We start from the raw sequence: 22,869 nt of genomic DNA on the forward strand, positions 1-22,869 counted from the left end.
TCTTTTCGGGAGAGGATCAGGCGCCGGGCGCCTCGGGGTCGCCCAGGGTGAATGCGTCGCCGATCACGCGGCTTCCATCCAGCGACCGGACCGGGCGCCCCACCGCGTGCAAGATGTCGCGGCTGAGGACCACCTGGCCCACGTGACGGCCACTGCAGAGCTCGAGGGCGGCCTCGGCCATCATCTCGACCGGCTCGAGCCAGTCCGGGTTCTTGCGCGCGATGTCGCGGACGTATTCGGCGCCGGCGGTGAGCACGATCGACACCGGCGCCATCGCGTTCACGAAGATCTCGTGTTCGGAGACCTCGTGGGCCAGCGCGACGGTGTAGCGGTTGAGGGCCGCCTTGGTTGCGCCGTAGGCACCGATCACGTGGGCCGAGAGCTTGCCATCGCGGTAGGGCAGCAGGGGCTGCTCGGCGGTGGCCGAGCTGATGTTGAGGATCCAGCCGCCGCCGCGCTCCTGCATCGACGGAATCCCCTGCTGGGCGAGGTCGACCGGGGCGTTCACGTTCGTCTCGAACATCTGGCTGCGTTGCTCGGTCGTCACCTGGCTGGGCATGCCCATGGTCGCGGCCGCCGCGTTGTTCACCAGAATGTCGATGGGGCCGAACGCCTCGCTCGCGCGCTCGATCAGCCCTTCGCGCGCGGCCGGATCCGAGAGGTCGGCCGTTACGGCCGCGGCCTTGCCGCCGTTCGCCTGGATCTCGGCGACGGCTTCCTCGAGCGTGCCGGGGAGCTTGCCGTGAGCGCCGAGGCGCGAAGCGCTGAGCACGACGGCTGCGCCCTCGGACGACAAACGTTTGGCGATCGCGCGGCCGATGCCCCGGCTCGATCCCGTGACGAACGCCACCTTTCCATCGCAGCTGCCCATGTCGATTCCTCCTCGGATGCGCCCGCCGATTCTGCGCCGCTCCTTGCGCAGCGTCCAGCGAATCGCGGTGGCTCGACACGGTTGGGGAAGTCCGCTTGACGAAGTCGCCCGCGATCGGGCGCGGGCGCGCGGCTACACTGGTGTCCACTTTCTTCGCGCCAACACGAGGCCTCCATGTCCTTCGAGTTCGACCCCCGCGACCTGATCTACCCGAAGCACTACGGCGTTTCGGGGCAGCCCCACGATCTCTGGACGCAGCTCCGCGAGCACGCGCCCATTCAGTACTGCGAGACGGAAGAGTACGAATCGTTCTGGGCGATCACGCGCCACGCCGACATCATGGACATCTCGGGCAAGCCCGACGTGTTCAGCAACGCGAAGGGCCCGCCGACGATGCTCACCCTCGAGCAGCTGTCGAGACGCGATCGCGACAACTCCTCGTTCGGTGGGATGCGGACCATCATCGAGATGGATCCGCCCGAGCACCGCGACTTCCGCAAGGTCGCCAGCGGCTTCTTCACGCCGCGCAGCATCCACCGCCTCGATGAGATCGTGGCCGAGAGCGCGCGCCAGATCCTCGACAAGCTCGGCGAAGAAGGCGAGTGCGACTTCGTCGAGGAGATCTCCCAGCGCCATCCGCTGCGCGTGCTCGCGACGATCCTGGGCATCGACGAAGACGACGAGGAGCGCGTCCTCGAGTTGACGCAGCAGCTCTTCGCCGCCGACGATCCCGATCTTCAGCGCGAAGGCGAAGACCGGGAGAAGGCCGTGCAGGAGCTCGGCCTCGAGTTCTACCAGCTCTTCGATCGCATCATCCAGGACCGACGCGCGAACCCGCGCGATGATCTGGCCAGCATGCTCGCCAACGCGAAGATGAAGGACGGCGAGGCGATGGGGCCGATGGAGACCTTCGGGTACTACCTGATCGTCTTCACCGCCGGGCACGACACCACGCGCAACGCACTTTCCGGCGGACTCTCGGCGCTGCTCGACAACCCGGGACAGATCGAGCGTCTGAAGGGGAATCCGGAGTTGGCGAAGAAGGCGGTCGAGGAGACGATCCGCTGGTCGTCGCCGGTGAACTACATGCGCCGGACGCTCCTCAAGGACGTGGAGATTCACGGCCAGACGATCCGCGAGGGCGAGCACCTGGTGCTCTATTACGGGTCGGCGAACCGCGACGAGCGCGTGTTCGAGCGACCCTTCGAGTTCGACATCGAACGCCACCCGAACCGACACCTCGGGTTCGGCACCGGCGAGCACTTTTGCCTCGGGGCCCACGTGGCCCGGCTGAGTTCACGGGCGCTCTTCGAAGAGCTGGCGAACCGGGTCGTCTCCCTCGAGCGCGCGGGCGGCGAGTCCCAGATCGAGTCGAGCTTCGTCGTGGGACTGAAGCACCTGCCGGTGCGCTACCAGCTGCGGCCGGCCGCCTAGCCCGAGGACGGTTCCGCGTCGCCTGCGGGTGACGCCCAGAAGCGCTGCCAGGTCTCGAATTCGTGCGGTGCCGATCCCATCCCAGTGGCGCTGCGGGGCCAGTGCGCAGGGGGCAGGCTGAGCGGGTTGGTGCCGAGGTCAGCGCCGTACACCAACAGGTGGTTGCGGCGCTCGAAGTACCAGTGGCCTTCGTGGCGCACGTAGCGGTCGTGGTACTGGATCGCCTGGACGATCCAGCGCTTCGCGTCGATGCCTCCCTGCTGGATCTCGCCTCGGCAGTAGACGACCCCGGTGGCCTTCTCTCCGGAGGGATCCAGCTCGATGGCATGGTTTCCCACGTGAAGGAAGGTGATGCCGACACCGCGCAGTTGCGCGTCGAAGTTCGCGCGCAGCGCGTCGCGGCCGCGGGCCTCACGCCCGACCCGCACGTCGGGCGTGAAGAGCTCGACGAGGCGATCGAGGTCTCGTGCGTCGAGGTAGATCGAGTAGCGCTGCGCCAGCTGACGAATCTCTTCGAGCGCCAACAGTCGTTCGACGTCGTTCACGGAGTCTCCTCGCAGTTTCCCCGGCACTCTACGCGGGGCGCGGCGGGGCGGCTAGCCAAACGGTTCTGGCGCGCGAACCCTGCGCGCTATTCTCCCGCCGCATGCCGCGGCCCAAGTACAACGACACTGCGTGTTCTCTGCTGGGGTTCCTGCTCGATCGGCCCATGAGTGGTTGGGACCTCGCCAATCTGGTCGAGGAAACGGCCGGCAACTTCTGGCACGTGACGTCGAGTCAGATCTACCGCGAGCTGCGCACGCTCGAGGAGAACGGCCTCGTGAAGGCGGGCGAGCCGGGCCCGCGTTCGAAGCGCCTCTACACGATCACGAAGCCCGGGAAAGAGGTCTTCAAGGAGTGGGTGGCGCGCGAGCCGGGCGACTACATCGGCCGCGTCCCGCTGCTCTTGACGGTGTGGTTCGGTGACCACGTTCCGCCCGATGATCTCGACTGGTACCTGCGTCTGCACCGGCAGAAGCACGAGAAGCGCTACGCCTTCTTCAAGGACGTCTACGAGGATCTTCCCGACAAGTCGGCGCCGGTCGCCCGCGCACTGCGCTTCGGCGTGATGTTCGAGAAGACCTTCCTCGATTGGTTCGACACCCTGCCGCACTTCGGCGGCGTCGAGGAGAAGTCGGGCCCAGGCGAGCCTCGACCGACCGAGGCCGAGACCTTCGACCCGGGCGACGAGCCCGAGCGCGGCACGATGGGCCGGAAGAAGAAGGGGAAGCGGAAGCGCTGAGCGGCAGACCGCGTCCGCCCCGTGAGCGCTACTTGATCCCGGCGTCCTTCACCACGGGCATGTTGGTCCAGCGCCCGGTCTCGTGAACGCGGTACCAGCCACCGGCGGCCAGCGCGCCACCGTCGAGGTGGATGGTCGTTCCCGTCACCCAGCTGGAGAGGTCGCTCGCCAGGAAGACGGCACAGCCCGCGGCGTCTTGCGGGGTTCCGAAGCGGCCGAGCGGGATCCAGTCGCGGAAGTAGTCGTGGTACTCGGCCGGCACCCAGTTCTTCACCTGCACCTGCTCGGTCTCCGAGGTCTCGGGGGCGATCGCGTTGACACGGATGCCGTCGCGGCCGAACTCCAAGGCCAGGCTCTTCGTGAAGGCCGTGATGCCCGCGTTGAACGCCGAGTAGACGGCGCCCATCGGGATCCCGCGAAAGGCCTCGATCGTCGAGAGGTTGATGATGCTGCCCCCGCGCTTTCCCGCGCGAATCACCGGCAGTACCGCGTGGCTCATGCGGAACACGTGGCGGAGGTTGACGTCGTAGAGCTTCGTCCATTCCTCCTCGGTCGAGCGGAGGAAGGGTTTGGTCAACCCGCAGTGATCGCCGACGTTGTTTACGAGGATGTCGATGCGCCCGAGATCGCGCGCGATCTCCTCGACGAAGGGCGGGATCCGCTCGCCCTCCTCGACGTCGAGCTGCACGACGCGGTGCGCGATGCCGTGCTCCTCGAACCAGGCCGCCGTCGCCTCGGCGCGTTCGGCCACCTTCTCGACCGCCACCACCGTGGCACCGAGGGAGCCGAAGCCCTCGGCGATGCCGCGCCCGAGTCCAGCGCCGGCGCCGGTCACGATCGCCACCTTGTCTCGAAGAGAAATGCGTTCCTGGGTCATGCTCGCCATCCACGTTCAGGGGCGCATGACGCGGGAGCGTGGGCGCCGTGAGAATGCGCCGCAGCATACCCGACCGCAGCCTCGGTCCGTCGTGACATCCTGGGTGCGGACGTGGCGATCGAGTCCGGGTGTCGTCCCGACGGCTCGAGGGGGCGTGCCCCGTCACCCGGTGTACTCTGCCTCTCCCTGCAGGAGACGCCGTGTCCTACGAACACATCCTCGTCGACGATCCGCGCCCGCTCGTCCGGCGGATCACGCTGAACCGCCCCAAGAAGCGCAACGCGCTCTCGAACGCCCTGCGCGGCGAACTCTTCGACGCCCTGGAGGCGGCCGATCGCGATGCCGAGGTGCACGTCAGCGTGCTGCGGGGGGCCGGGCCGTGCTTTTCGTCAGGCTACGACCTGGGCGGCGGTGTCGGTGTCGGGCGTGACGAACCCTTCTTCAGCGCCGACGGCGATGGCTCGTGGCCGCGCCATGTGGTCGAGGGCGCGTTCCACATCTGGGATCTCAAGAAGCCGGTGATCGCCCAGGTGCACGGCTACTGCCTGGCGGGTGGCAGCGAGCTGATGGCCGCCTGCGATCTCGCCTACGTCTCGGAAGACGCGCAGATCGGCTACCCGCCCGTGCGGTTGATGAGCCCGCCCGACAACCAGTTCCACGTCTGGCTCGCCGGTTTTCGCAACGCCATGGAGCTGATGCTCACCGGCGATGCGGTCGACGGAGCGACGGCGGTGCAGATGGGGCTCGCGAATCGCTGCTTCCCGAACGACGCGCTCGAAGCGGCCGTCCTCGAGCGGGCCGAACGCATTGCGAAGATTCCGACGGATCTGCAGCAGCTGAACAAACGCTCGATCCATCGCGCGATGGAGATCCAGGGGGCCCGCGCCGCGATTCGTGCGGGCACCGAGATCCAGGCCTTGGCCTTCCATCAGCCCTCCGCGCGTGCCTACCTGAAGGAGATGCAGAAGGGCGTGAGTGCGGCGCTCACGAAGCGCGACGAGAAGTTCGGCGACTACCGGACCGCGAAGCAGGACGACTGAGCGACCCGAGAGCCGGGCGACGCAGCGAGGAGAAGCACGGAATGGGATCTCGGGACGACCTCTTCGACTTGACCGGTCGGGTGGCAGTGGTCACCGGCGGTAGCCGCGGACTCGGCCGGGAGATGGTGCTCGCGTTCGCCGAGCACGGTGCCGACGTGGTGATCGCGAGCCGCAAGCAGGACGCCTGCGACGCTCTCGCGAAGGAGGTGGAGGCCCAGACCGGTCGTCGCGCGCTGCCGCTGGCCTTCCACGCGGCGTCCTGGGAGGACTGCGATCGGCTCTTCGAGGCCACCCTCGCCGAGTTCGGAGGGGCGCAGGTTCTCGTGAACAACGCGGGGATGTCGCCGCTCTATCCGAAGCTCAGCGAATGCAGCGAGGAGCTCTTCGACAAGGTGCTCGGCGTCAACCTCAAGGGGCCGTTTCGGTTGGCGGTGCGCTTCGGCGAATGGATGCAGGAGCACACGGGTGGCTCGATCATCAACGTGAGCAGCATCGCCGCCGTGGCGCCATCCTACGCCGAGGTGCCCTACGGCGCAGCGAAGGCGGGGCTCAACAACCTGACCACCTCGCTCTCGCGCTGCTTCGGACCGACCGTCCGGGTGAACACCCTGATGCCCGGCCCCTTCCTGACCGACATCAGCAAGGCCTGGGACCTCGAGGCCTTCAACAAGGCGGCGAAGCACAACATCCCGGCCCAGCGCGGGGGCGAACCCGACGAGATCGTGGGCGCGGCCCTCTACCTGGCCAGCGATGCGTCGAGCTACACCAATGGCGCCGTGATCAAGCTCGACGGCGGCGCCGTCTTCTCACCCGCCTGAGGGCGGGCTCCTCCCGTGGCGCCTGCCGAACCGGGTCGTCTGCGCGTGCTGGTCGCTTCGCAGTTCATCGCGCCCGTCGACGCCGCGATTCGCAGGGCCTTCCACGCGCACTTCGACCCCCGCCGCGATGTCCTGGCCGCGCTCGGTGCGACCGAGGCGCCGATCGATGCCGTGTTCGTGTCCCTCGAGAACCCGCTTCCGGAGGAGGCGATTCGCGCGCTCCCGGGGACGCTGCGCGCGATCGCGACGTATTCGGTCGGGACCGACCACATCGACCTCGAGGCGGCGCGCTCCCGCGGCCTCGCGGTCTTTCACACCCCCGGTGTGTTGGCCGATGCGGTGGCCGAGAACGCCTTCCTGTTGATGCTGGGCGCGGCACGGCGAGCGACCGAGAGCATCGAACTCCTGCGGAGCGGGAACTGGCGCGGTTGGTCGCCGACCCAGCTGGTCGGGACCCAGCTGTCGGGGAAGCGTCTCGGCATCCTCGGGATGGGCGACATCGGCCTGCGCGTGGCGCGTCGGGCCCGCGCCTTCGACATGGACGTCCACTACTGCAACCGACGCCCGGCCGCCGCGGCCGTGGAGCTGGGCGCCGCGCATCACGAGCGACCCGAGAGCCTGGCTGCCGCGGTGGACGTTTTCTTGTTGGCCTGCCCGTCCACCCCGGAGACGCGCGGCGTGCTCGGCGACGGCCTCCTCCGCGCGGCGAAACCGGGACTGATCGTGGTCAACATCGCGCGCGGCGATCTCGTCGACGATGCGGCCCTGCTCGCCGCGCTCCGCGACGGCCGGGTCGGGGCCGCCGGGCTCGACGTCTTCGCCGGCGAGCCCGACCTTCACCCGGACTACCTCGCCCTCCCCAACGTCTTCGCGCTGCCCCACATCGGGAGCTCGACCCTCGAAGCCCGGCTCGGGATGGGGAACGTGTTGATCGACGGGATCCAGGCGTGGAGCCGCGGGGAACACCCGCCGAATCGAATTTGCTAGCCGAGGGTGGCTGCGGTCTGGAAGGATTGGCCCATCCGAGATCCGAACCCGCACGGGGGAACCCATGAGCGAGCTGCTTTCCTGGAAGATCGGACGCGTCCAGGTGACGCGTGTCGTCGAGACCGAACTGGCCCTGCCGCCGGAAGGTCTGTTGCCCGAGGCGACGAAGGACGCCCTCGAGCCCCACGTCTCCTGGCTGGCGCCTCACTTCCTCCACCCGGACGGGCAGATCACCCTGGCCATCCAAGCGCTCGTCGTCGAGAGCCAGGGCCGGAAGATCCTGGTCGACACCTGCGTCGGGGATCGCGAAGTGCCCGGCTTTCCGAGCCCCGACGGCTCCAACGCCTTCCTCGACCAACTCGCCGCCGCCGGTTTTCCGCGCGAGTCGATCGACGTCGTGCTGTGCACCCACCTCCACTTCGACCACGTCGGCTGGAACACGATGCGGCAGGACGGCGCCTGGGTGCCGACGTTCCCCAACGCGAAGTACCTGTTCGCGCGCGTCGAGTACGAGCACTGGCAGGCCGAGACCGAGGCGGGACGTGGTCAGGAGTACGCCTTCTGTTTCGACGACGCCGTGCGTCCGGTGGTGGATGCCGGACTCGCGGAGCTCGTCGAGACGAACCACGCGATCACCCCCGAGGTGCGTTTCGAGGCGACGCCGGGGCACACGCCTGGTCACGTTGCGGTCCGCATCGCGTCCGACGGCGCCGAGGGGCTGATCACCGGCGATCTCACCCACCACCCGGTGCAGTGGGCCGAGGTCGATTGGAAGATGCCGGCGGACAGCGACAGCGCGGAGGCCGCCGCGACCCGAAGGCGCCTGATCGACGAGCACGCGGACACGGGCACTCTGGTGATCGGCACCCACTACGCGGCGCCGACCGCAGGGCGCCTGGTGCGAAGCGGCAAGACGGCGATCTTCGAGGCCTGATCCCATCGGAGACCGGGCTCGCTAGGGGCGCATGAAGGTGAAGTCCGCGTCGCCGTCGAGGTGCTCGGCGGTGAACAAGAGCTCGCGCGCCACGTCGGGCGCCGGGCGTTCCTCGAGCCAGAGCGCGACGGTCTCCTCGAGGAGCAGACGCCCCACGACGTCCCGCGGCACGCTCGCGGACTCGGCGTCCGCAAGCAGCGCCGCCAGGTGCTGCTTCACCAGCGATCGGTCCTTCGACATCGCGAGAGGCTAGAAGCCGATGACCAGGATCACGAGGATCTGCAGCCCGACGCCGAGGGCGACCAGGGTGAAGACCCGCTTCGCGAGTTCGTCTGCCGGATAGGCGCGTCCCATGTTCCCACTCCTTTGCATTCGGAGTGGGAGACTGCAGACCCCGTGCCGGCTCGAACGGCGCGGAGAACGCACGAGGGCGTTCGGCGCGGGGCAGGCCGCCGCGGGCCGGGGCCGATCGCCCCGGCCTAGCCGAAGACGCCGTCCTTGCGGAGCTTCTCGATGGTGGCGGCGTCCTTGCCGAGCACGTCTTCCATCACGGCGTCGGTGTTCGCGCCGAGGGTCGGGGCCATCGTCGGTACCGGCAGCGGCTTTCCGTCGACGAAGACAGGCAGCGGCAGCTGCTCGCAACCGAGCTTCTCGGTGGGCCAGAAGTTCATGCGGTGCTGGAACTGGGGGTCGTCGCCGATCGACGCGAGGGTGTTGAAGGGCGCGATCGTGGTGTTGTGCTCGGTCGCGAAATCGAGCCACTCCTTCACGGTCTTCGTCTTGAAGATCTTCTGGAGCTCGCGCTGCATCTCGGTGTTGCCCTTCGCGTGATCCGCGTACTTCGATCCGGGCCACTTCTCGAAGAGATCCATGCGGTCGTTGCCCTCGCAGAAGTTCTTCCAGAAGGCCTGCTCCGACGCCATGAAGAGCACGTGGCCGTCGCTGGCTTCGTACGCCTGGTAGCGCACGCCCTCCCACATCCCGGCGAGGCCGGCCGGGCGGCGCTCGTAATTGTCCGAAGGGTTGCCCGTGACTTCGCTCTCGGGCCGTCGATAGGCCCGCTCGGTCTCGATTCGGTACCAGTCCATGTACGCCGAAGCGTCGCTCTGCGCCATTTCCATCTCGCAGCCCTCGCCCGTTTCGCGCGCCTTGATGACGCCGGCCAGGATCGCGATGGCGCCGAGCATCGGGCCGACGTTGATGCCGACGTTGGGCATGGTCGGAGGGATCCGGCAGAAGCCCTCGTCGTCGACCATGGGCTGGACGATTCCCGACCAGGTGTCGTAGGCGATGCCGTGGCTGGGCATGTCCTTGTAGGGGCCCGTGGCGCCGTAGCCCGAGAGGGTCGCGAAGACGATCTTCGGGTTCACCTTCTTCAGGTCTTCGAAGCCGAGGCCCAGCTTCGCGAGCGCACCCGGGCGCATCGCCTCGACGACCACGTCGGCCTTGGCAACGAGCTCCTTGTAGATCGCGACGCCTTCCTCGCTCTTCAAGTTGAGCGTGATGCTCTTCTTGCCGCGATGGGTGTGCAGGTGCAGCAGCGAGACTCCTTCGATGATCGGCCAGGTCATCTGGCGGATGTAGTCACCCGACGGCGGCTCGACCTTGATGACGTCGGCGCCCATGTCGGCGAAGAAGGTGGCGACATGGCCGGGGCCGAGCAGGCTCGACTCGATGATGCGGACACCGGAAAGCAGGGAGGAAGTGGACACGCGAATCTCCGTGGGTTGACGAAACGGTCGCCAAGGCTAGCCGCGGCGCCGGATCGTGGCACGGCGACGGCGCCTGGTCAGGCGCTCCTGTCGACTCGGGCGTCGCCGCGCACCCAGCGTGCCCTCGGGCGGGAGCGCGTTGGGAGGCCGCCGGGTGCCGCCGCGGCCTCCGAGAGGAGCCGCTAGAGCGCAGGTGTCTGCCAGAGCGGGAAGACCCGCTCCGGGTCGCACTCCTCGTCGACGATCCACTTGCACATGCGGCGGACCGGCTCGATGGCGTCCTGGGGCATCGCGCTGGTCACGTGGCAGGCGTAGCCGAGCGAGGTGAGGCGCTGGGCACCGAAGAGCGGCAGCTGGTTGCGGAGCTCGCGCTTCAGACTCTCGGGGTAGATTCCGACCGTCTGGGTGTAGGCGTTCACGGCGTCGGTCACCTTCTTGATGTCGTCGACCGGGACGATGTTCGCGACCCGGCCCGAGAGCATCGGCGCGTAGTCGACTGGCTCGTCCATCTGCGAGACGATGACCGCGCCTTCGTCCTCCTCGCCGCCGATCACGCGGTAGAAGTCCTCGGTCATGCGCGAACCCTCGAGGTGGTCGCGCAGGTCGCGATCGAAGTAGCGCGGCTTCGTCGAGAGGTGCTCCGGTAGGCCGACCAGCTTCTGGTAGATGCGCTCCCCGATCCGGTTGGCGCGCTCGATGCCGTCGGCGTCGGTGCCGCAGAGGAGGTAGATCACGCGGGCCGAGGCACACGCCTCTTGGTTGGCCATGCCGATGTCGGTGGCGGCCCGGACGGCGACCTCGTCGAGGGTCTCTTCGCTCTCGAAGGCCTCGGGACCGATGATCGTGGCGCTGCGCTTCGGGTCGAGCGAGATCAGCTCGAGGCCGGGCTGGATGTAGCGGGTCACGTGCTTCACGGAAGCGAAGCCCCCCCAGGCCACGATCTTCTCGACGTGTTCGGGCCGGTAGAGGTGCTCTTCGATCCGGGTGTCGCCGCCCTTCCAGTAGGCCACCGCGAGGTGCTTCGTGACCGGGTGGTTCGGAGCCACGTCCGCGAGGGTCTTCGCGATGGCGATCGCGGTCATCGGGTCGTTCGAGGGCACCTTGACGATCGCGTCGCTTCGGGTGATCGCGTTGCGGATGATCGTGATCGCCGAGACGAGCCCCCCGTTGCCAGCGGGCACGTGGAGGGCCCGGGCGCCAAAGGCGCGGACGCGGATCTCCCGGCCGTCGCGCAGGGTGCGCGACACCCACCCCTCGAGGTAGTCGACGCCGATCCGCGACTCGGCGATCTCGACGATCGCATCCCGGTCGAAGACGTAGGGCATCGTCGTGTACGAATTGCGCAGCATGGCGGGCGGGTAGGGAGCCGCGATCGCCGCCGCCTTCATCGCCTCCTGGACGTGGGCGTTCTTGTCAGGATCCAGCGCCTTCCCGAGCTCGACGAGGACGTCGACGATCTCGTCGAAGGAGATCTCGTAGAGGTCGGCGAGGTCCATCGGCGTCGCCAGCGGAAGCCGATCGACGTACTTCGCCGGGTCGGGCGCTTCGAATCCCCCGGCTCCGTTGCGGGCACCGAAGGGGACCCAGTCCTCCTCGATGATCTCACCGCGGATGAACATCGGGATGCGGAACGCGCTCATCCTTCGTACTCCCGCATGAAGTTCACGGCTTCGTCGTGCACTTCCTGGGTGGCGTTGCAGGTGATGCGGTCGTCCTCGACGCCTTCCTTCTCGCTGTAGCGCATGATCGAGTGCTCGATCGCGACGCTCTCGAGGCCGCAGGGGCATTTGCTGTCCCAGTCGATCGTGATCTCGTCGCCCGAGATGATGCCGCCCCAGTGGCTCACGTTGACGAAGTCGTAGAAGGCGGCGCGGCCGGTCTGCTTCCCCTTGCGCGGGAGCGCTTCGCTGGTCTCGGGATCGAGCAGGTAGGGGATCACGAACGGCAGCACGTGATACTTGTCCTCCGGGCAGGCCCAGTGCATCGCGCTGATCTCGCTCATCCCGTAGCCCTCCTGGATGCGGTCGACGCCCATGAACTCCTTGATGGTCTCCATGTAGTTCTCGGGCAGCACGTGACCCTTCAGGCCACCGCCGGTGAGGATGGCCGAGTTCTTCGCGAACACGTGCTTCACGCCGCGCGCGAGGCCCTCCTTGGCGATCTCGTGCATGAGGGCGTAGGTGCCCGTCATGAAGACCCGCTTGCCGCGAAGCTCGTTCGTCATGCGCTCGAAGAAGCGCTGCAGCTCGGCCGGACGGTTCGCCTCGAGCTGCTCGAACTCCTCTTTCTTCTCGAGGAGCTTCGGGTCGATCTTCACGCGATCGAGCTCGCCCCGGCTCGCCGCGGCCCGGAGCTTGCTGGCGAGGAACATGAGGTCGGTATTGATGGACGCGTTGTAGAGGGGGTGGAAACGGCTCTCGTCGTTGCCCGTGAACTCGTTCTTGAGCAGCCCCACCATGCGCAGATGGCCGAGCTTGCCGTCGGCGAACTGGGGCCAGATGACGTCGACCACCGGGTTCAAGTCCTCTTCCTTCGGCTCCTTGAAGAACTCCTGGAACAGGAAGAGGCGCCACAGGCGCATCGCGTAGTGACCGCCGTGCTTGTCCTTGGGGATGATCGAGATCGTGCCGGTCGTTCCAGACGAGGTGATCGGGCGCAGATTCGAGTGTTCGTCGAGGGCTTCGATCCAGGCTTCGATGCTGTCCAGACCCTCGGTCGGCACCTGGGAGAGGTCGTGGGGCGTGTGCTTCTGCAGCCACTTCGTCATCAGGTCGAAGCGCTTGTTGTCGAGAAGGGCCGCCGGGTAGGACTTGAACGCGGTGTGAGCGAAGAGCAGCGGAACGACGTCGTCGAATTCCTGCACCTCGTCGATGCCCAGGCGGTCGGCCAGGTTCTTGACCATCTCGATGCTGGCCCGGTGCTGGGCGACGCGGGTGCGCATCGCCTCGCGTTGCAGCGACTCGAGCCCATCGCGGGGGATCATGTGCATCTTCGTGATCGAGGCGTCGAAATACGCGATCGGATCGTTCATGAAGGTGTCGAGGGTGCGATTGCCCATGAGGTTCCTCCGGTGTGATGACGGCCGTGTCTGGCCCCCTGGAAATAGTAAATAGACTTTGGTAAATCCTGTCAAGCGGAAAAATGGAGATCCAATGCCCCGATCGAGAGTCCAGAGCGCCCCGAGCGACGCCGACGCCGTCCTGATGAGCCGCCACCTGCTGGGCCTGGCGATGGCGATCCGGCGCCGTGTCAGCGACGGGCTGATCGAGCGGGGCCATGATCTCAGCCCCTCGAGCACCCAGGTGGTGCCGAACCTGCCGGCAGAGGGGATCGGCATGAGCGATCTCGCCGGCCGGCTGCGGCTCACCCTCCAGCGCACCGGGCAGCTCGTCGCGCGCCTCGAAGAGGACGGCTACGTCGAGCGCGTCGCCGACCCGAACGACGGCCGGGCGAAGCGGGTGGTCTACTCGCCGCGTGGCCGCACACTCGTCGCGGACATCGAGGCGATCATGCAGGAGACAACCGAAGAGTTCGCCGACACGTTGGGGAAGCAGCGCTTCGAAGACCTCTGCTCCGAGCTGGCCGAGCTCGACGCCGCGGTGAACGGCGTCGACGCACCGCTGCGGCTCGGCGAGCGGCGCTAGCCCGCGTCTTCGGGCGGAGGCGTCGCTTCGAGGCGGGCGCGAACTTCCGCGTGGCGCTCGCGCGTGATCGGGAAACCGACGAGGAAGAGCGCTCCGACCGCCATCATCACCGCCGGCACGCCGCCGTAGATCCACATCAGGGAGGCCTGCACCTCTCCCGTGATGCTTCCGCCCGACGGGTCGTAGCCGAAGGCAGCCGGGAGGCTCGTGCCCAGCACCGCCCCGAGGGCGAGGGAGAGCTTCGTCGCCATCCCCCATACCGCGAAGAAGAAGCCCGAGCGCGCCTCGCCCGCGCGGAGTGCATCGACGTCGATCACGTCGGCGGCGATCGAGTTCGACAGGAACAGAACGCTCGCGAAGCTCGAGCCGCGGATCGCGATCCAGACCATGAGCGTCGTGGTGTCGCCCGGGCCGAGGAAGCAGAGGGGAAGCGAGAAGACCGCGAGCCAGAGCGCCGCGACGAGCAGGGCCCGGTGCTTGCCGATGCGCATCGAGAGCCCGAGCCAAAGCGGTACTGCCGCGAGGGTCGCGATGTTCTCGACCAGGACCATCATCGGGAAGCGGGCTTCGTCGCCCATGACGTCGGCGAGCACGAGACGGTGGAGCGTCCCCTGGATCGCGATGCCGGATACGAAGAAGACGACGGCGCCGACCATCCGCAGGAACGCCGGGTTTCCCGTCGCGAGGGCGACGCCTTCGCGGATGCTGCGCCGCGGACGCGGAGGGCCGGGTGCCGGCGGCTCGGGGACCGCGAGCACCGCCACCCCGACCAGCAGCGGCAGGCCGATCACGACGCCGAGCGCCATCGCGTAGAGCTGGGTGGACGCCTCGCTGACGCCGCGCCCGGCCGCCCAGACCAGCGCAGCGAGCAGCGCGACCTGTCCCGCGGTCGAGACGCCCTCGCGCACGCTCGTGATGCGCGACCGCTCGTCGTAGTCGGGCGAGAGCTCGGCGCCCCAGGCCTTGTGAGGCAGGTCCATCATCGTGAACGCGAGGTAGAGCAGCCCCGACCAGAGCAGCAGGTGGGCCATGCCCGCGCCCGCCGGCGGCACGAAGATCTGCCAGATGGCGAGGGCGAAGAGTGGGACGCCGGCGACCAGGAACGGCTTGCGGCGGCCGAAGCGGCTGCGCAGCCGGTCGCTCCAACCGCCGATCCACGGGTCGGTGACGACGTCGAGCAGGCGCGAGACCGCGATCGCGATACCGACCGACGCGAGGGGGACGCCGAGGTCGTCGGCGTAGAACGCCGGGACGAACAGCAGCATCGGAAGCGCCGCGACCGAGCTCAACAGCGACGGCAGCGCGTAGCAGAGCAGCCTCCCGATGCCGAGATCGGGTGTTCGAGGTGCGGGCGTCGACAGCGTTCAGGCCGCTCGCGGGGGGCGCAGCCAGAGCGCCGGGGTGCGATCGCGGTACGAGACGTACTCGGGATCCTGGCCCCAGCGCTTCTCGGCGCGCTGTTCGAGGAGCGGGACGCCGCTGATGCGCGAGAGCAGCACGTACACGAAGACCGGAGAGATCAGCGTGACGAGCTGCCAGCCACGCAGCGCCGGTGCGGCGATCAGGGCGATCCCCACCCAGAGCAGGATCTCGCCGAAGTAGTTCGGGTGGCGCGACCAGGCCCAGAGACCGGTCGTGATGAAGCGACCCTGGTTCGCCGGGTCGCTGCGGAAGATCCGCTTCTGGCGGTCGGCGGTGACCTCGATCGCGAAGCCGGCGAGCCACAGGGCGACGCCGAGCGCCGCGCTGGCGCCGAGCGGGGTCGGCGTGGCGACCGAGAGTGCCGCGAGCGCGCAGCCGGCGGTGAGGAAGACCCACAGGCCCTGGAGGGTCCAGGTCATCAGGAAGCGGGGGAAGTCGTGCTTCAAACGGTCGAAGCGCCCGTCCGACCCGTCGGTCTTCACCCGCAGGAACAGGAACGAGCCGAGTCGCGCGGCCCACACCCCGATCAGCATCGCGAGCAAGAGCGCACGGGCGTCGCCGGCGCCGAAGAGCAACGCGAACCCGACGACCGAGAGGTAGGTGAGGCTGCCCGTCAGATCGAAGTAGTGCTCGGTGCGCGCCGCGTAGGACGGCACGAACACGATCCAGTTGACGACGAAGGCCAGGACGCCGGTCCACGCGAAGAGCGGGAACCCGCCCACCGATCGGCTCCCCTGGCTCCCGGCCCACGCGATCCCTGCGCCGACGGCGAGGATCACCGCGATCGCAATCCAGGACTGGACGGTCGAAGACTTCACGGGGCCTCCTCGGTCATTGCCTCTTCCTGCCATCCTCACCGTACCCGGAAGGCGCCGGCGAGCCACCCCCCGACACCGCAGGGCTTCGCCCGCCGGCTCAGCCCGCCTCGAGCGGGGCCAGACACACCACCGAGAACCCGACCGCCGTTCCTCGCCCCGGGTTGCGGTAGCTGTGGCGCTGGTCGCCGGTGAACGCGGCCACATCTCCCTGGGACAGGGCGAAGTGTTCCCCCGCGACCCAGAGATCGAGGCGCCCGCGTTCGCAGTAGAGGAACTCGTGGGTTCCCGGGGCGTGGGGGGAGCCGGCCAGGGTGGCGCCCGAGGCGAGTTCGAGCCGGTCGATGGACATGCCGGGAACCGGATTCGGCAGCAGTTTCGCCAATCGCACCGCGCCGCCGCGTCGCGAGACCTCTTCGGGGAGCGACCCACGCGGGAAGAGCTGGCAGCGCGCCCGCGGTGGAGCCAGGAGCTCCTCGAGGGAGAGGTGGAGCGCGCCGGCCAGGCGCGCCAGGACGCCCAGGGTGGGGTTCGTTCCGCCGCTCTCGATGTGCGCGACCGTCGAACGCGGGACGCCGCAGAGGTCCGCGAGTTGCTGTTGGGTCAGCCCCCGCACTTCCCGGACGGCCCGCAGGTTCTGAGCGAGGGCATCGCTGAGCGCGTCGAGCCGGTCGGCCACCGGCGCCTCGGTGGGGTGGGAACGGGGCATGGCGCCATCCTCGGCGGGTTCGGAGCACCGGGTGCCGGCGCTGACGGGGAGTCGGAGCCTTGCCAGGATACCGACATTTCTACCAGAAAACCGACATTCCCGGGCGATCCTTCGACGACAACGCGCGAGGGCGCCCCCCGCGCGGTCGGAGGAACGCCATGCGAATCGAACACGTCAACCTCACCGTCCACGACCTGGAGCGCTCGATCGCCTTCTACCGTCACGTCTTCGGCTGGGACGTGCGCTGGCGCGGCGAGATCCTGAACACCACCCGGACCGCGCCGGCGGCCCACGTCGGTGTGCAGGACGGGCCCTACCTGGCGCTCTTCGAGGCGGAAGCCGAAGCGGAGCGCGAAGCCGGGGAACCGCTGCGGTCGAGCTACGCGGCCCCCGGCGTCAATCACTTCGCCGTCGAAGTGGAGGCGCTCGAACCGATCCTGGCGCGGTTGCCCGCCGCGGGCACCCGCGTCCATCTCGAGATGGACTACGAGCCCGGCCGACGCGCCTACTTCTACGACCCCGATGGCATCGAGATCGAGATCGTCAGCTACGCGGCGGCAGCCTAGTTGCCGACGGTCACGGCCACGATCTGATTGGTGAAGGTGCTGAGGATCATGGCGTCGAACCCGTGCCAATCGCCGTACTTCTCCTTCATCCGGTCGTAGAAGTAGGAGAAGGCGGCGAGGAAGCGGTCCTCGTCGTAGGTCATCGAGATGCCGCGCTCGTCCGTCCCGTATCGCGCCAGGGCTTCACGGGCCCAGCGGTACCCGTCGCGTTGGAGATCTGCGGCTTCGACGTAGGCCGCCTTGTCGCCCCAGCCGAAGTGGCTCGACACGAAGACCTCGAAGTCGAGCCCCTGGAGGCGGTCGAGGGCGGCGAGGTAGGCCGGCATGTAGATGGAGACCCCGCCCGCAGGCAGCATCACCCCGAGTCCGACCGTATCTGCGGCGAAGAGCACGCCCTCGTCGGGCAGGTGTACCGCGTACATGGTGTCCGTGTGTGACTTCGGCAGCGCCACCAGGTCGATGCGGACGCCCCCGATCTCGAGACGCTGGTCTCCTTCGAGTGTGCGCGTCGGGCGCAGGACGTCGGCGGTGTCCTCCGCGGGGAGTTCGTCGAGAAACTCGTCGCAGCGGACGTGACAGACCACGTTGCGCGGAGCCAGGGCCGCGCCGCCGCGGGTGTGATCGACGTGGTAGTGGGTGTACAGGAGCGTGTGGACGTCGGGTTCGATGCCCGCGTCGACGAGGGCTTGGCGCAGGTGGGTCGCCATGTGCGGGTTGAAGGGGTCGACCACCACGAGTCCGGCATCGGTCTGCACGATCAGCGTGCGATCGAAGTACCAGTGGTAGGTCCACACCCGGTCGCTCAGGCGGGTGAGTTCGGAGCCGACCGAGGCCGGGGTATCGAAGTACGCCACGAATCCCCGCAGCGCCTGGCTGAGGACCGACTTGTTGAGGTCGCAGCCGGAACAGAGCAGGGCGGTGGCGATGGCGAGCGCGGTCGCGCTCCGTTTGCGAAGGGTCATGGAAGCCTCCTGCGGACGCGGAGGCGAAGGTCGGTCGGGGTCGCGGGCCGGTCGATTACCCCGGGCGTCATCCCAAGGCACGCCGGGAATGGCCGGTGTTACGCTACGTCGACCTCAACGAAGGCCCCCCTGATGATGCGTTCCTGGAATTCGTGGCTCCCGTGGCCGGCCGTCGGGCTCTCTCTCGCGCTCGCGCTGGCTCTCGGGGCCGGGAGGCCCGCTTTGGCGGACCCGAAGCTCGACTTCGAGCGGGCGGTCGAGGCCCATAACGCGGGTGAGTACGAGCGCGCCGTCGTGCTCTACGACGCGGTGCTCGAGGCCGTCACCGGGCCCGAGTCGGTCCCGATCCTCGAGAACCGCGCGCGCGCACACATGAGGTTGCACGCCCTCGACACCGCCGTCGCGGATCTCGACCTGGCGATCTCACGAGAGGAGCGCCCGTCCTCACTGGCGTTTCGCTGCATGCTCTTGATGCAGTTGGGACGCGCCTCCGAGGCGGTGCCCAGCTGCGAGCGCGCCATCGAACTCGAGCCCGAGACCGCAGCCGCCCACTACACGCTGGGGCTCCTGTCCGAGAAGACCGGTGACACCGAGGCCGCGCTGGCCCGCTATCAGCGGGTGCTCGAGCTCGACCCGAAGCAGCCCGACGCGGTTGCCGCCGTCGCGCGCCTGACGAGTTCGAGCGCCGGGCAGCAGTACTTCACCTACGCCCAGCAGGCGCGCGCGGCCGGGAACGCGGGAGAGGCCGTGCGTGGGTACAGCCTGGCCCTGGGCGCCGGCCTGCCCGAGACAGAGCAGGCCGAGGCCTACTTCTGGCGCGGCGTCGCGCTCGAGCGGCTCGGGCTCCCGGATCATGCCCTGGAAGACCTCGACCGGGCGGTCGAGGCGCGCCCGCATCTCGGGTTGGTGTGGGCTGCGCGCTGCGGCGTCTACCTGCGCCTCGCCAAGCTCGAGCCCGCGCGCGCCGATTGCGAGAAGGCGGTGTCGCTCGACGGCAAGCTCGCCGAGGCCCGCTATCTGCGCGGGTTGATCCACGAACGCGACGGCAACACGGCCGAAGCCGAATCCGCGTTTCGGCGCGCCCTCGAGCTCCAGCCGAACCATCCGCTGGCAGCGCTCGGGTTGGAACGCGTCGCGGGCGTCAGCCTGGAGGCATCCCCTCCGCCGGACGCTTCTTCGCCAGGCGAATGAGCGGCAGCTCGCGTTCGGTGAGCAGCTGGTAGTCGCGGTAGTAGCTGCGGTCTTCGGTCATCGCGTCCCAGATGCGCTGGCGCTCGTCGCCAGTGAGGATCTCCGCCTCGGTCCAGTACTGATCGAAGCGCGTGCGCACGTACAGCTCGGCGTTGACCTCGCGATCCGTGAGGTTGAGATACCAGGCCGGGTGCTTCTTGGCGCCCGCGTAGGAGCCCACGACGATCGGGGTGTCGCGGTCGTCGAGCCAGTAGGGCAGGGCCACCTTGTGGATGCGCCCCGAGCGTCGTCCGACGGTGCGCAGCAGCAGGTGCGACATGTTGTACATCACCCAGACCGGCTCGGGCTCGCCGTCTTCCGACGCCTCCATCGCCGCGACGTGACCCCGCGTGATGTCGGGGATCACGGCGCGGTCGGGGGTGTCGAAGGGATCACTCTTCTGGTTGCGATCGGTCATGAGGGAAAGGGCTCGCGGTCGAAGACGTACTCGCTCATCGCGGTGACGTCGGTGGCATCCATCTGCAAGAACTTCTGGCAGGTGTCGATCATGCGTCGCAGGTTGGTGCGGAACTTCTCCGGCTCACCCACGGCGTCGTAGAAGACTTCCGGGTTGTCGAGGGCGCCGATCGGAAAGCCCTCCTCGACGATCGCCGACCAGCGCGGAGTGTCACCCGACAGGCGGCGGACGATCTCGTTGCGGACGTATTGGAACGTCGACTGGGTCTCGATGGCGCAGGGCCGCTGCTCGGTCTGCCAGATGCGAATGAACTCGTCGTAGGGCAGTCCCTGCTTCGCGCGGATGCAGGTCACCTGGGAGAAGCCCTCGGTGCGCTCACCGGGGGGGGACACGTGGGTCTCGTTCACGATCGGGATCGACTCGACGACGAGGAAGGAGGCCAATCGCTCGCTCGGTTCGGCAAGAAGCGACTCGAAGGGGCCGCGGTCCTGGGCCAGCCCGGTCCAGTAGGAGACCATGGCGGCCTTCGGCGGGCCCTGTGGATTCATGCGCAGTCCTGCACCCGCCGCGACCGCGTCGTCTTCGACGCACACCTTGAGGGCGCGGGCTCCCAGGGCGCGCAGCTGCGGCGCGGTCTTCTCCCGCAGGTGGTCGGCAAAGGACTGCGGGTCCTGGCGTTCGGGTCTCCACAAGAGCGTGACGATCTTTTCCATCGCATCCTCGTTCGCGGTCGCGTCGGGGGACGCGACCCGAAAGTGATAGCGTCCCTTCCGAAGCCTGTGCGAGCGCGCCGGTTCGGTCAGGGTTCCCTGAGCGCTGCGTGGAGCCCCATGTCCTTCGACTCCCAGACCGAGATTCCGCTGCGCCTCGACGCTCGGGACGTACCGCAATGGGACCACAGCGCTGACGTCGTCGTCGTCGGTTTCGGCTGCGCGGGAGCGAGCGCTGCCATCGAGGCTTCGCGGGCGGGTGCCCGGGTCTGCGTGCTCGAGGTGGCGGGTGGGCCCGGAGGGACCTCGGCACTCTCGGGTGGCCTCGTGTACCTCGGCGGTGGGACGCCGATCCAGCGCGCGTGCGGGTTCGAGGACAGCACCGACGACATGTTCCGCTACATGATGGCCGCGTGCGGTCCCGACCCGGACGAGGCCATGATCGCGGCCTACTGCGAGGGCAGTCTCGAGCACTTCGACTGGCTCGACGCGTGCGGCGTTCCCTTCCGCGCGTCGTTCTTTCCCGACGCCCACGAGCCCTTCGAGACCGACGACGGTCTCACCTACTCGGGCAGCGAGCACGTGCACCCGTTCTGCGAGATCGCTCGTCCCGCACCGCGCGGGCACATTCCGCGCAAAGTGCGCAACAAGGGCGGTCTGCTGATGCAGCACCTGGTCGCGACGGCCGAAGCGGCGGGCATCGAGGTGCACACCGGGACGAAGGTGATGGCGCTGGTGGTCGAGGGCGACGGACGCATCGTCGGAGTGGTCGCACGCCAGGCCGACGGCGTGTGTTGCGTGCAGGCGCGACGCGGTGTGGTGCTCACCGCCGGTGGCTTCGTCTACAACGAAGACATGTTGGCCGCGTATGCGCCGACCCTGTCTCGCTGTCGCTTCAAGGTGGGCACGGAGTACGACGACGGTTCGGGTATCCGCCTGGGAATCGCGGCAGGCGGACACGCGATCCGCATGGGAGCGGGGGACATCAGCCTGGCGCTGTTTCCCCCGAACGACCTGCGACGCGGGCTCTTCGTCAACCGCTTCGGTCAGCGTTTCTTGAACGAGGATGCGTACATGGGGCGCGCCGGCGAGTTCTTTCTGCTCCATCAGGAAGGGCGCGGCTGGTTGATCGTCGACGACGCGGTGTTCCAGCAGCCGAAGTTCTTTCCCGCGGCCGTCGCTGCGGTCGGCGACACGGTGGCGGAGCTCGAGGCCGAGCTCGGGTTGCCCGCCCCCTGTCTGCAGGACACCGTCGCGCTCTACAACCGCTACGCCGAGCGCGGAGAGGATCCGCTCTTCCACAAGGGCGCGGGGTATCTACAGCCCCTGACCGAGCCTCCCTTCGGCGCGATCGATCTCGGTACCGACGCCGCGATGTACTCGGTCTTCACGCTCGGCGGTCTCCACATCGATCCGGACGGGCGCGTGCTGCGCGCCGCCGGCGAGCCGGTGCCCGGCCTGTACGCCGCGGGGCGCACCACCTCGGGGATCGCGAAGCAGGGGTACAGCAGCGGGATGTCCCTCGGCGACGCCAGCTTCTTCGGCCGGCGCGCAGGGCTTCACGCAGCCGGCTCAGCCTGAACCCGTCGCGTCCGAACCGCCCGAGCTCCCCTTCTTCACGTTGCCCAGGATGTCGGCGCCGCTCGCGCCCATCAGGGCCTGCATGTGGGGTCCGGCCGAGAGGTCGTTACCCATGCGCACGACCGAGCGACCGCCGCGTGCCTCGAGCGCCGCGTAGACGTGGCGCTTCTGAACCGTCAGCACGGGAATGGGCACGCGCGCGATGCCTTCGGCGATCTCCAGCACGCGCGCTTCGAGCTCTTCCGACGGGAACGCCTGGTTCACCAGACCTGCACGCGCGGCTTCCTCCCCCGAGTACTCGCGCCCGGTCAGGTGCAGCTCCATCGCGTGACGCGGCTCGAGCTTTGCCGCGAACCAGGGGAAGTCGGCGAGGCCCGACATGCGCAGCACCGGGTGGGAGAGGCGCGCGTCGGCGGCGGCGTAGGCCAGGTCGCAGGCACCGACCAGCTCGAGCCCCCCCGCCATCGCGTAGCCGTGCACCTGGGCGATCACGGGTTTCGCGAGGTCCCAGAGCGAGAGCCAGCCCTCACTGACATGGCGCGCCCAGGGCATCCCGACGTTGGCCGTAAAGTATGGTTGACCGCTCGAGAGGTCCGACTTCAGGTCGTACCCCGACGAGAAGCACCGGCCCGCACCGCGCACGATCGACACGTGGACGTCCGCGTCCCGGTCGGCCTCCTGCAGCGCCGTCAACAAGGCGCCGCGCAGGGCGTTGTGGATGGCGTTCCGCTTCTCGGGGCGGTTCAGCGTGATCTGCCGCACGCCTTCGCGGACGTCTTCGACGAGCAAGTACGATTCGCTCACGGCGCCTCCATCGGAGTTCTCGCTGCGCAATCTAGCGAACGGGCGTGTCGTGT

General features: G+C 68.3%; 24 protein-coding genes. 10 read left to right on the plus strand and 14 right to left on the minus strand.

Features of this window, described 5'->3' with window-relative positions; translation table 11 throughout:
* Nucleotides 1–16 precede the first annotated feature (16 nt).
* Nucleotides 17–871 (minus strand): SDR family NAD(P)-dependent oxidoreductase, encoded by an 855-nt coding sequence (locus AAF430_11835; protein MEM7410918.1) that lies wholly within the window; start codon nucleotides 869–871, stop codon nucleotides 17–19.
* A gap of 174 nt (nucleotides 872–1,045) precedes the next feature.
* Here AAF430_11835 and AAF430_11840 point away from each other — a divergent pair, with 174 nt between their 5' ends.
* Complete coding sequence (locus AAF430_11840) at nucleotides 1,046–2,305, plus strand: cytochrome P450 (protein ID MEM7410919.1); 1,260 nt, start codon at nucleotides 1,046–1,048, stop codon at nucleotides 2,303–2,305.
* On the opposite strand, the gene AAF430_11845 is transcribed toward AAF430_11840, so the two are convergent.
* Complete coding sequence (locus tag AAF430_11845) at nucleotides 2,302–2,850, minus strand: nuclear transport factor 2 family protein (GenBank protein MEM7410920.1); 549 nt, start codon at nucleotides 2,848–2,850, stop codon at nucleotides 2,302–2,304. The two genes, AAF430_11840 and AAF430_11845, sit on opposite strands and share 4 nt — an antisense overlap.
* 101 nt (nucleotides 2,851–2,951) lie before the next feature.
* Between AAF430_11845 and AAF430_11850 the strand changes: the two genes are divergently transcribed.
* On the plus strand, nucleotides 2,952–3,587 hold the full coding sequence (locus AAF430_11850) for a PadR family transcriptional regulator (protein ID MEM7410921.1): 636 nt from the start codon (nucleotides 2,952–2,954) through the stop codon (nucleotides 3,585–3,587).
* 28 nt (nucleotides 3,588–3,615) lie between these two features.
* Here the strand turns inward: AAF430_11850 and AAF430_11855 are convergent, their stop codons facing one another.
* Entirely contained in the window at nucleotides 3,616–4,464 is an 849-nt protein-coding gene (locus AAF430_11855) for an SDR family oxidoreductase (protein ID MEM7410922.1), read from the minus strand.
* A gap of 200 nt (nucleotides 4,465–4,664) precedes the next feature.
* On the opposite strand from AAF430_11855, the gene AAF430_11860 reads away from it, so the two are divergent.
* The 4 genes from AAF430_11860 (at nucleotide 4,665) to AAF430_11875 (ending at nucleotide 8,243) form a co-directional block, all read left to right on the plus strand.
* The gene (locus AAF430_11860) at nucleotides 4,665–5,504 is read left to right on the plus strand and encodes an enoyl-CoA hydratase-related protein (protein MEM7410923.1); all 840 of its coding nucleotides are present in this window, start codon (nucleotides 4,665–4,667) and stop codon (nucleotides 5,502–5,504) included.
* Nucleotides 5,505–5,545: 41 nt separating this feature from the next.
* Nucleotides 5,546–6,322, plus strand: coding sequence for a glucose 1-dehydrogenase (locus AAF430_11865; protein ID MEM7410924.1), 777 nt, complete (start codon nucleotides 5,546–5,548; stop codon nucleotides 6,320–6,322).
* Between the two features lie 15 nt (nucleotides 6,323–6,337).
* Entirely contained in the window at nucleotides 6,338–7,309 is a 972-nt protein-coding gene (locus AAF430_11870) for a D-glycerate dehydrogenase (protein ID MEM7410925.1), read from the plus strand.
* Nucleotides 7,310–7,373: 64 nt separating this feature from the next.
* Nucleotides 7,374–8,243: an MBL fold metallo-hydrolase gene (locus tag AAF430_11875; protein ID MEM7410926.1), complete on the plus strand. Its 870-nt coding sequence runs from the start codon at nucleotides 7,374–7,376 to the stop codon at nucleotides 8,241–8,243.
* Nucleotides 8,244–8,264: 21 nt separating this feature from the next.
* Here the strand turns inward: AAF430_11875 and AAF430_11880 are convergent, their stop codons facing one another.
* From AAF430_11880 to AAF430_11895, 4 genes are all read right to left on the minus strand, one after another.
* On the minus strand, nucleotides 8,265–8,483 hold the full coding sequence (locus AAF430_11880; GenBank protein MEM7410927.1) for a hypothetical protein: 219 nt from the start codon (nucleotides 8,481–8,483) through the stop codon (nucleotides 8,265–8,267).
* A 239-nt stretch (nucleotides 8,484–8,722) separates the two neighbouring features.
* Nucleotides 8,723–9,955, minus strand: a complete 1,233-nt coding sequence (locus AAF430_11885; GenBank protein ID MEM7410928.1) for a CoA transferase — start codon at nucleotides 9,953–9,955, stop codon at nucleotides 8,723–8,725.
* Nucleotides 9,956–10,137: 182 nt separating this feature from the next.
* Nucleotides 10,138–11,595 (minus strand): acyl-CoA reductase, encoded by a 1,458-nt coding sequence (locus AAF430_11890; GenBank protein MEM7410929.1) that lies wholly within the window; start codon nucleotides 11,593–11,595, stop codon nucleotides 10,138–10,140.
* Nucleotides 11,592–13,013, minus strand: coding sequence for a hypothetical protein (locus AAF430_11895; GenBank protein ID MEM7410930.1), 1,422 nt, complete (start codon nucleotides 13,011–13,013; stop codon nucleotides 11,592–11,594). The genes AAF430_11890 and AAF430_11895 overlap by 4 nt, the downstream gene beginning before the upstream one ends.
* 94 nt (nucleotides 13,014–13,107) lie before the next feature.
* Here AAF430_11895 and AAF430_11900 point away from each other — a divergent pair, with 94 nt between their 5' ends.
* Nucleotides 13,108–13,599: a MarR family transcriptional regulator gene (locus tag AAF430_11900; protein ID MEM7410931.1), complete on the plus strand. Its 492-nt coding sequence runs from the start codon at nucleotides 13,108–13,110 to the stop codon at nucleotides 13,597–13,599.
* Here the strand turns inward: AAF430_11900 and AAF430_11905 are convergent.
* From AAF430_11905 to AAF430_11915, 3 genes are all read right to left on the minus strand, one after another.
* Nucleotides 13,596–14,960 (minus strand): MFS transporter, encoded by a 1,365-nt coding sequence (locus AAF430_11905; GenBank protein MEM7410932.1) that lies wholly within the window; start codon nucleotides 14,958–14,960, stop codon nucleotides 13,596–13,598. The genes AAF430_11900 and AAF430_11905 overlap by 4 nt on opposite strands.
* Nucleotides 14,961–14,963: 3 nt before the next feature.
* Entirely contained in the window at nucleotides 14,964–15,839 is an 876-nt protein-coding gene (locus AAF430_11910) for a DUF1295 domain-containing protein (GenBank protein ID MEM7410933.1), read from the minus strand.
* 97 nt (nucleotides 15,840–15,936) lie between these two features.
* Nucleotides 15,937–16,545 (minus strand): XRE family transcriptional regulator, encoded by a 609-nt coding sequence (locus AAF430_11915; protein MEM7410934.1) that lies wholly within the window; start codon nucleotides 16,543–16,545, stop codon nucleotides 15,937–15,939.
* Between the two features lie 158 nt (nucleotides 16,546–16,703).
* Here AAF430_11915 and AAF430_11920 point away from each other — a divergent pair, with 158 nt between their 5' ends.
* Nucleotides 16,704–17,111: a VOC family protein gene (locus tag AAF430_11920; GenBank protein ID MEM7410935.1), complete on the plus strand. Its 408-nt coding sequence runs from the start codon at nucleotides 16,704–16,706 to the stop codon at nucleotides 17,109–17,111.
* Here the strand turns inward: AAF430_11920 and AAF430_11925 are convergent.
* Entirely contained in the window at nucleotides 17,108–18,073 is a 966-nt protein-coding gene (locus AAF430_11925; protein ID MEM7410936.1) for an MBL fold metallo-hydrolase, read from the minus strand. The two genes, AAF430_11920 and AAF430_11925, sit on opposite strands and share 4 nt — an antisense overlap.
* Nucleotides 18,074–18,295: 222 nt before the next feature.
* On the opposite strand from AAF430_11925, the gene AAF430_11930 reads away from it, so the two are divergent.
* Entirely contained in the window at nucleotides 18,296–19,264 is a 969-nt protein-coding gene (locus AAF430_11930; protein MEM7410937.1) for a tetratricopeptide repeat protein, read from the plus strand.
* On the opposite strand, the gene AAF430_11935 is transcribed toward AAF430_11930, so the two are convergent.
* Nucleotides 19,215–19,721 carry a nitroreductase/quinone reductase family protein gene (locus tag AAF430_11935; GenBank protein MEM7410938.1) on the minus strand — a complete coding sequence of 169 codons (507 nt, stop codon included), beginning with the start codon at nucleotides 19,719–19,721 and terminating at the stop codon, nucleotides 19,215–19,217. The two genes, AAF430_11930 and AAF430_11935, sit on opposite strands and share 50 nt — an antisense overlap.
* Nucleotides 19,718–20,434 (minus strand): hypothetical protein, encoded by a 717-nt coding sequence (locus tag AAF430_11940; protein MEM7410939.1) that lies wholly within the window; start codon nucleotides 20,432–20,434, stop codon nucleotides 19,718–19,720. The genes AAF430_11935 and AAF430_11940 overlap by 4 nt, the downstream gene beginning before the upstream one ends.
* Before the next feature lie 117 nt (nucleotides 20,435–20,551).
* On the opposite strand from AAF430_11940, the gene AAF430_11945 reads away from it, so the two are divergent.
* A complete protein-coding gene (locus tag AAF430_11945; protein ID MEM7410940.1) occupies nucleotides 20,552–22,012 on the plus strand; it encodes an FAD-dependent oxidoreductase in 1,461 nt (486 codons plus the stop codon).
* Here the strand turns inward: AAF430_11945 and AAF430_11950 are convergent.
* Nucleotides 22,004–22,816, minus strand: a complete 813-nt coding sequence (locus tag AAF430_11950) for an enoyl-CoA hydratase/isomerase family protein (GenBank protein MEM7410941.1) — start codon at nucleotides 22,814–22,816, stop codon at nucleotides 22,004–22,006. The genes AAF430_11945 and AAF430_11950 overlap by 9 nt on opposite strands.
* Nucleotides 22,817–22,869: the final 53 nt, after the last annotated feature.

The sequence above is a fragment of the Myxococcota bacterium genome (assembly GCA_039030075.1).
Lineage (GTDB): Bacteria > Myxococcota_A > UBA9160 > UBA9160 > SMWR01 > JAHEJV01.

What these genes read in the sequence shown, in the direction of transcription:
- AAF430_11895 (MEM7410930.1), bottom strand. Translation starts at nt 13,013, where the DNA reads ATGGGCAATCGCACCCTCGACACCTTCATGAACGATCCGATCGCGTAT.
- AAF430_11900 (MEM7410931.1), top strand. Translation starts at nt 13,108, where the DNA reads ATGCCCCGATCGAGAGTCCAGAGCGCCCCGAGCGACGCCGACGCCGTC.
- AAF430_11875 (MEM7410926.1), top strand. Translation starts at nt 7,374, where the DNA reads ATGAGCGAGCTGCTTTCCTGGAAGATCGGACGCGTCCAGGTGACGCGT.
- AAF430_11940 (MEM7410939.1), bottom strand. Translation starts at nt 20,434, where the DNA reads ATGGAAAAGATCGTCACGCTCTTGTGGAGACCCGAACGCCAGGACCCG.
- AAF430_11880 (MEM7410927.1), bottom strand. Translation starts at nt 8,483, where the DNA reads ATGTCGAAGGACCGATCGCTGGTGAAGCAGCACCTGGCGGCGCTGCTT.
- AAF430_11935 (MEM7410938.1), bottom strand. Translation starts at nt 19,721, where the DNA reads ATGACCGATCGCAACCAGAAGAGTGATCCCTTCGACACCCCCGACCGC.
- AAF430_11855 (MEM7410922.1), bottom strand. Translation starts at nt 4,464, where the DNA reads ATGACCCAGGAACGCATTTCTCTTCGAGACAAGGTGGCGATCGTGACC.
- AAF430_11850 (MEM7410921.1), top strand. Translation starts at nt 2,952, where the DNA reads ATGCCGCGGCCCAAGTACAACGACACTGCGTGTTCTCTGCTGGGGTTC.
- AAF430_11865 (MEM7410924.1), top strand. Translation starts at nt 5,546, where the DNA reads ATGGGATCTCGGGACGACCTCTTCGACTTGACCGGTCGGGTGGCAGTG.
- AAF430_11925 (MEM7410936.1), bottom strand. Translation starts at nt 18,073, where the DNA reads ATGACCCTTCGCAAACGGAGCGCGACCGCGCTCGCCATCGCCACCGCC.
- AAF430_11945 (MEM7410940.1), top strand. Translation starts at nt 20,552, where the DNA reads ATGTCCTTCGACTCCCAGACCGAGATTCCGCTGCGCCTCGACGCTCGG.
- AAF430_11890 (MEM7410929.1), bottom strand. Translation starts at nt 11,595, where the DNA reads ATGAGCGCGTTCCGCATCCCGATGTTCATCCGCGGTGAGATCATCGAG.
- AAF430_11835 (MEM7410918.1), bottom strand. Translation starts at nt 871, where the DNA reads ATGGGCAGCTGCGATGGAAAGGTGGCGTTCGTCACGGGATCGAGCCGG.
- AAF430_11920 (MEM7410935.1), top strand. Translation starts at nt 16,704, where the DNA reads ATGCGAATCGAACACGTCAACCTCACCGTCCACGACCTGGAGCGCTCG.
- AAF430_11840 (MEM7410919.1), top strand. Translation starts at nt 1,046, where the DNA reads ATGTCCTTCGAGTTCGACCCCCGCGACCTGATCTACCCGAAGCACTAC.
- AAF430_11915 (MEM7410934.1), bottom strand. Translation starts at nt 16,545, where the DNA reads ATGCCCCGTTCCCACCCCACCGAGGCGCCGGTGGCCGACCGGCTCGAC.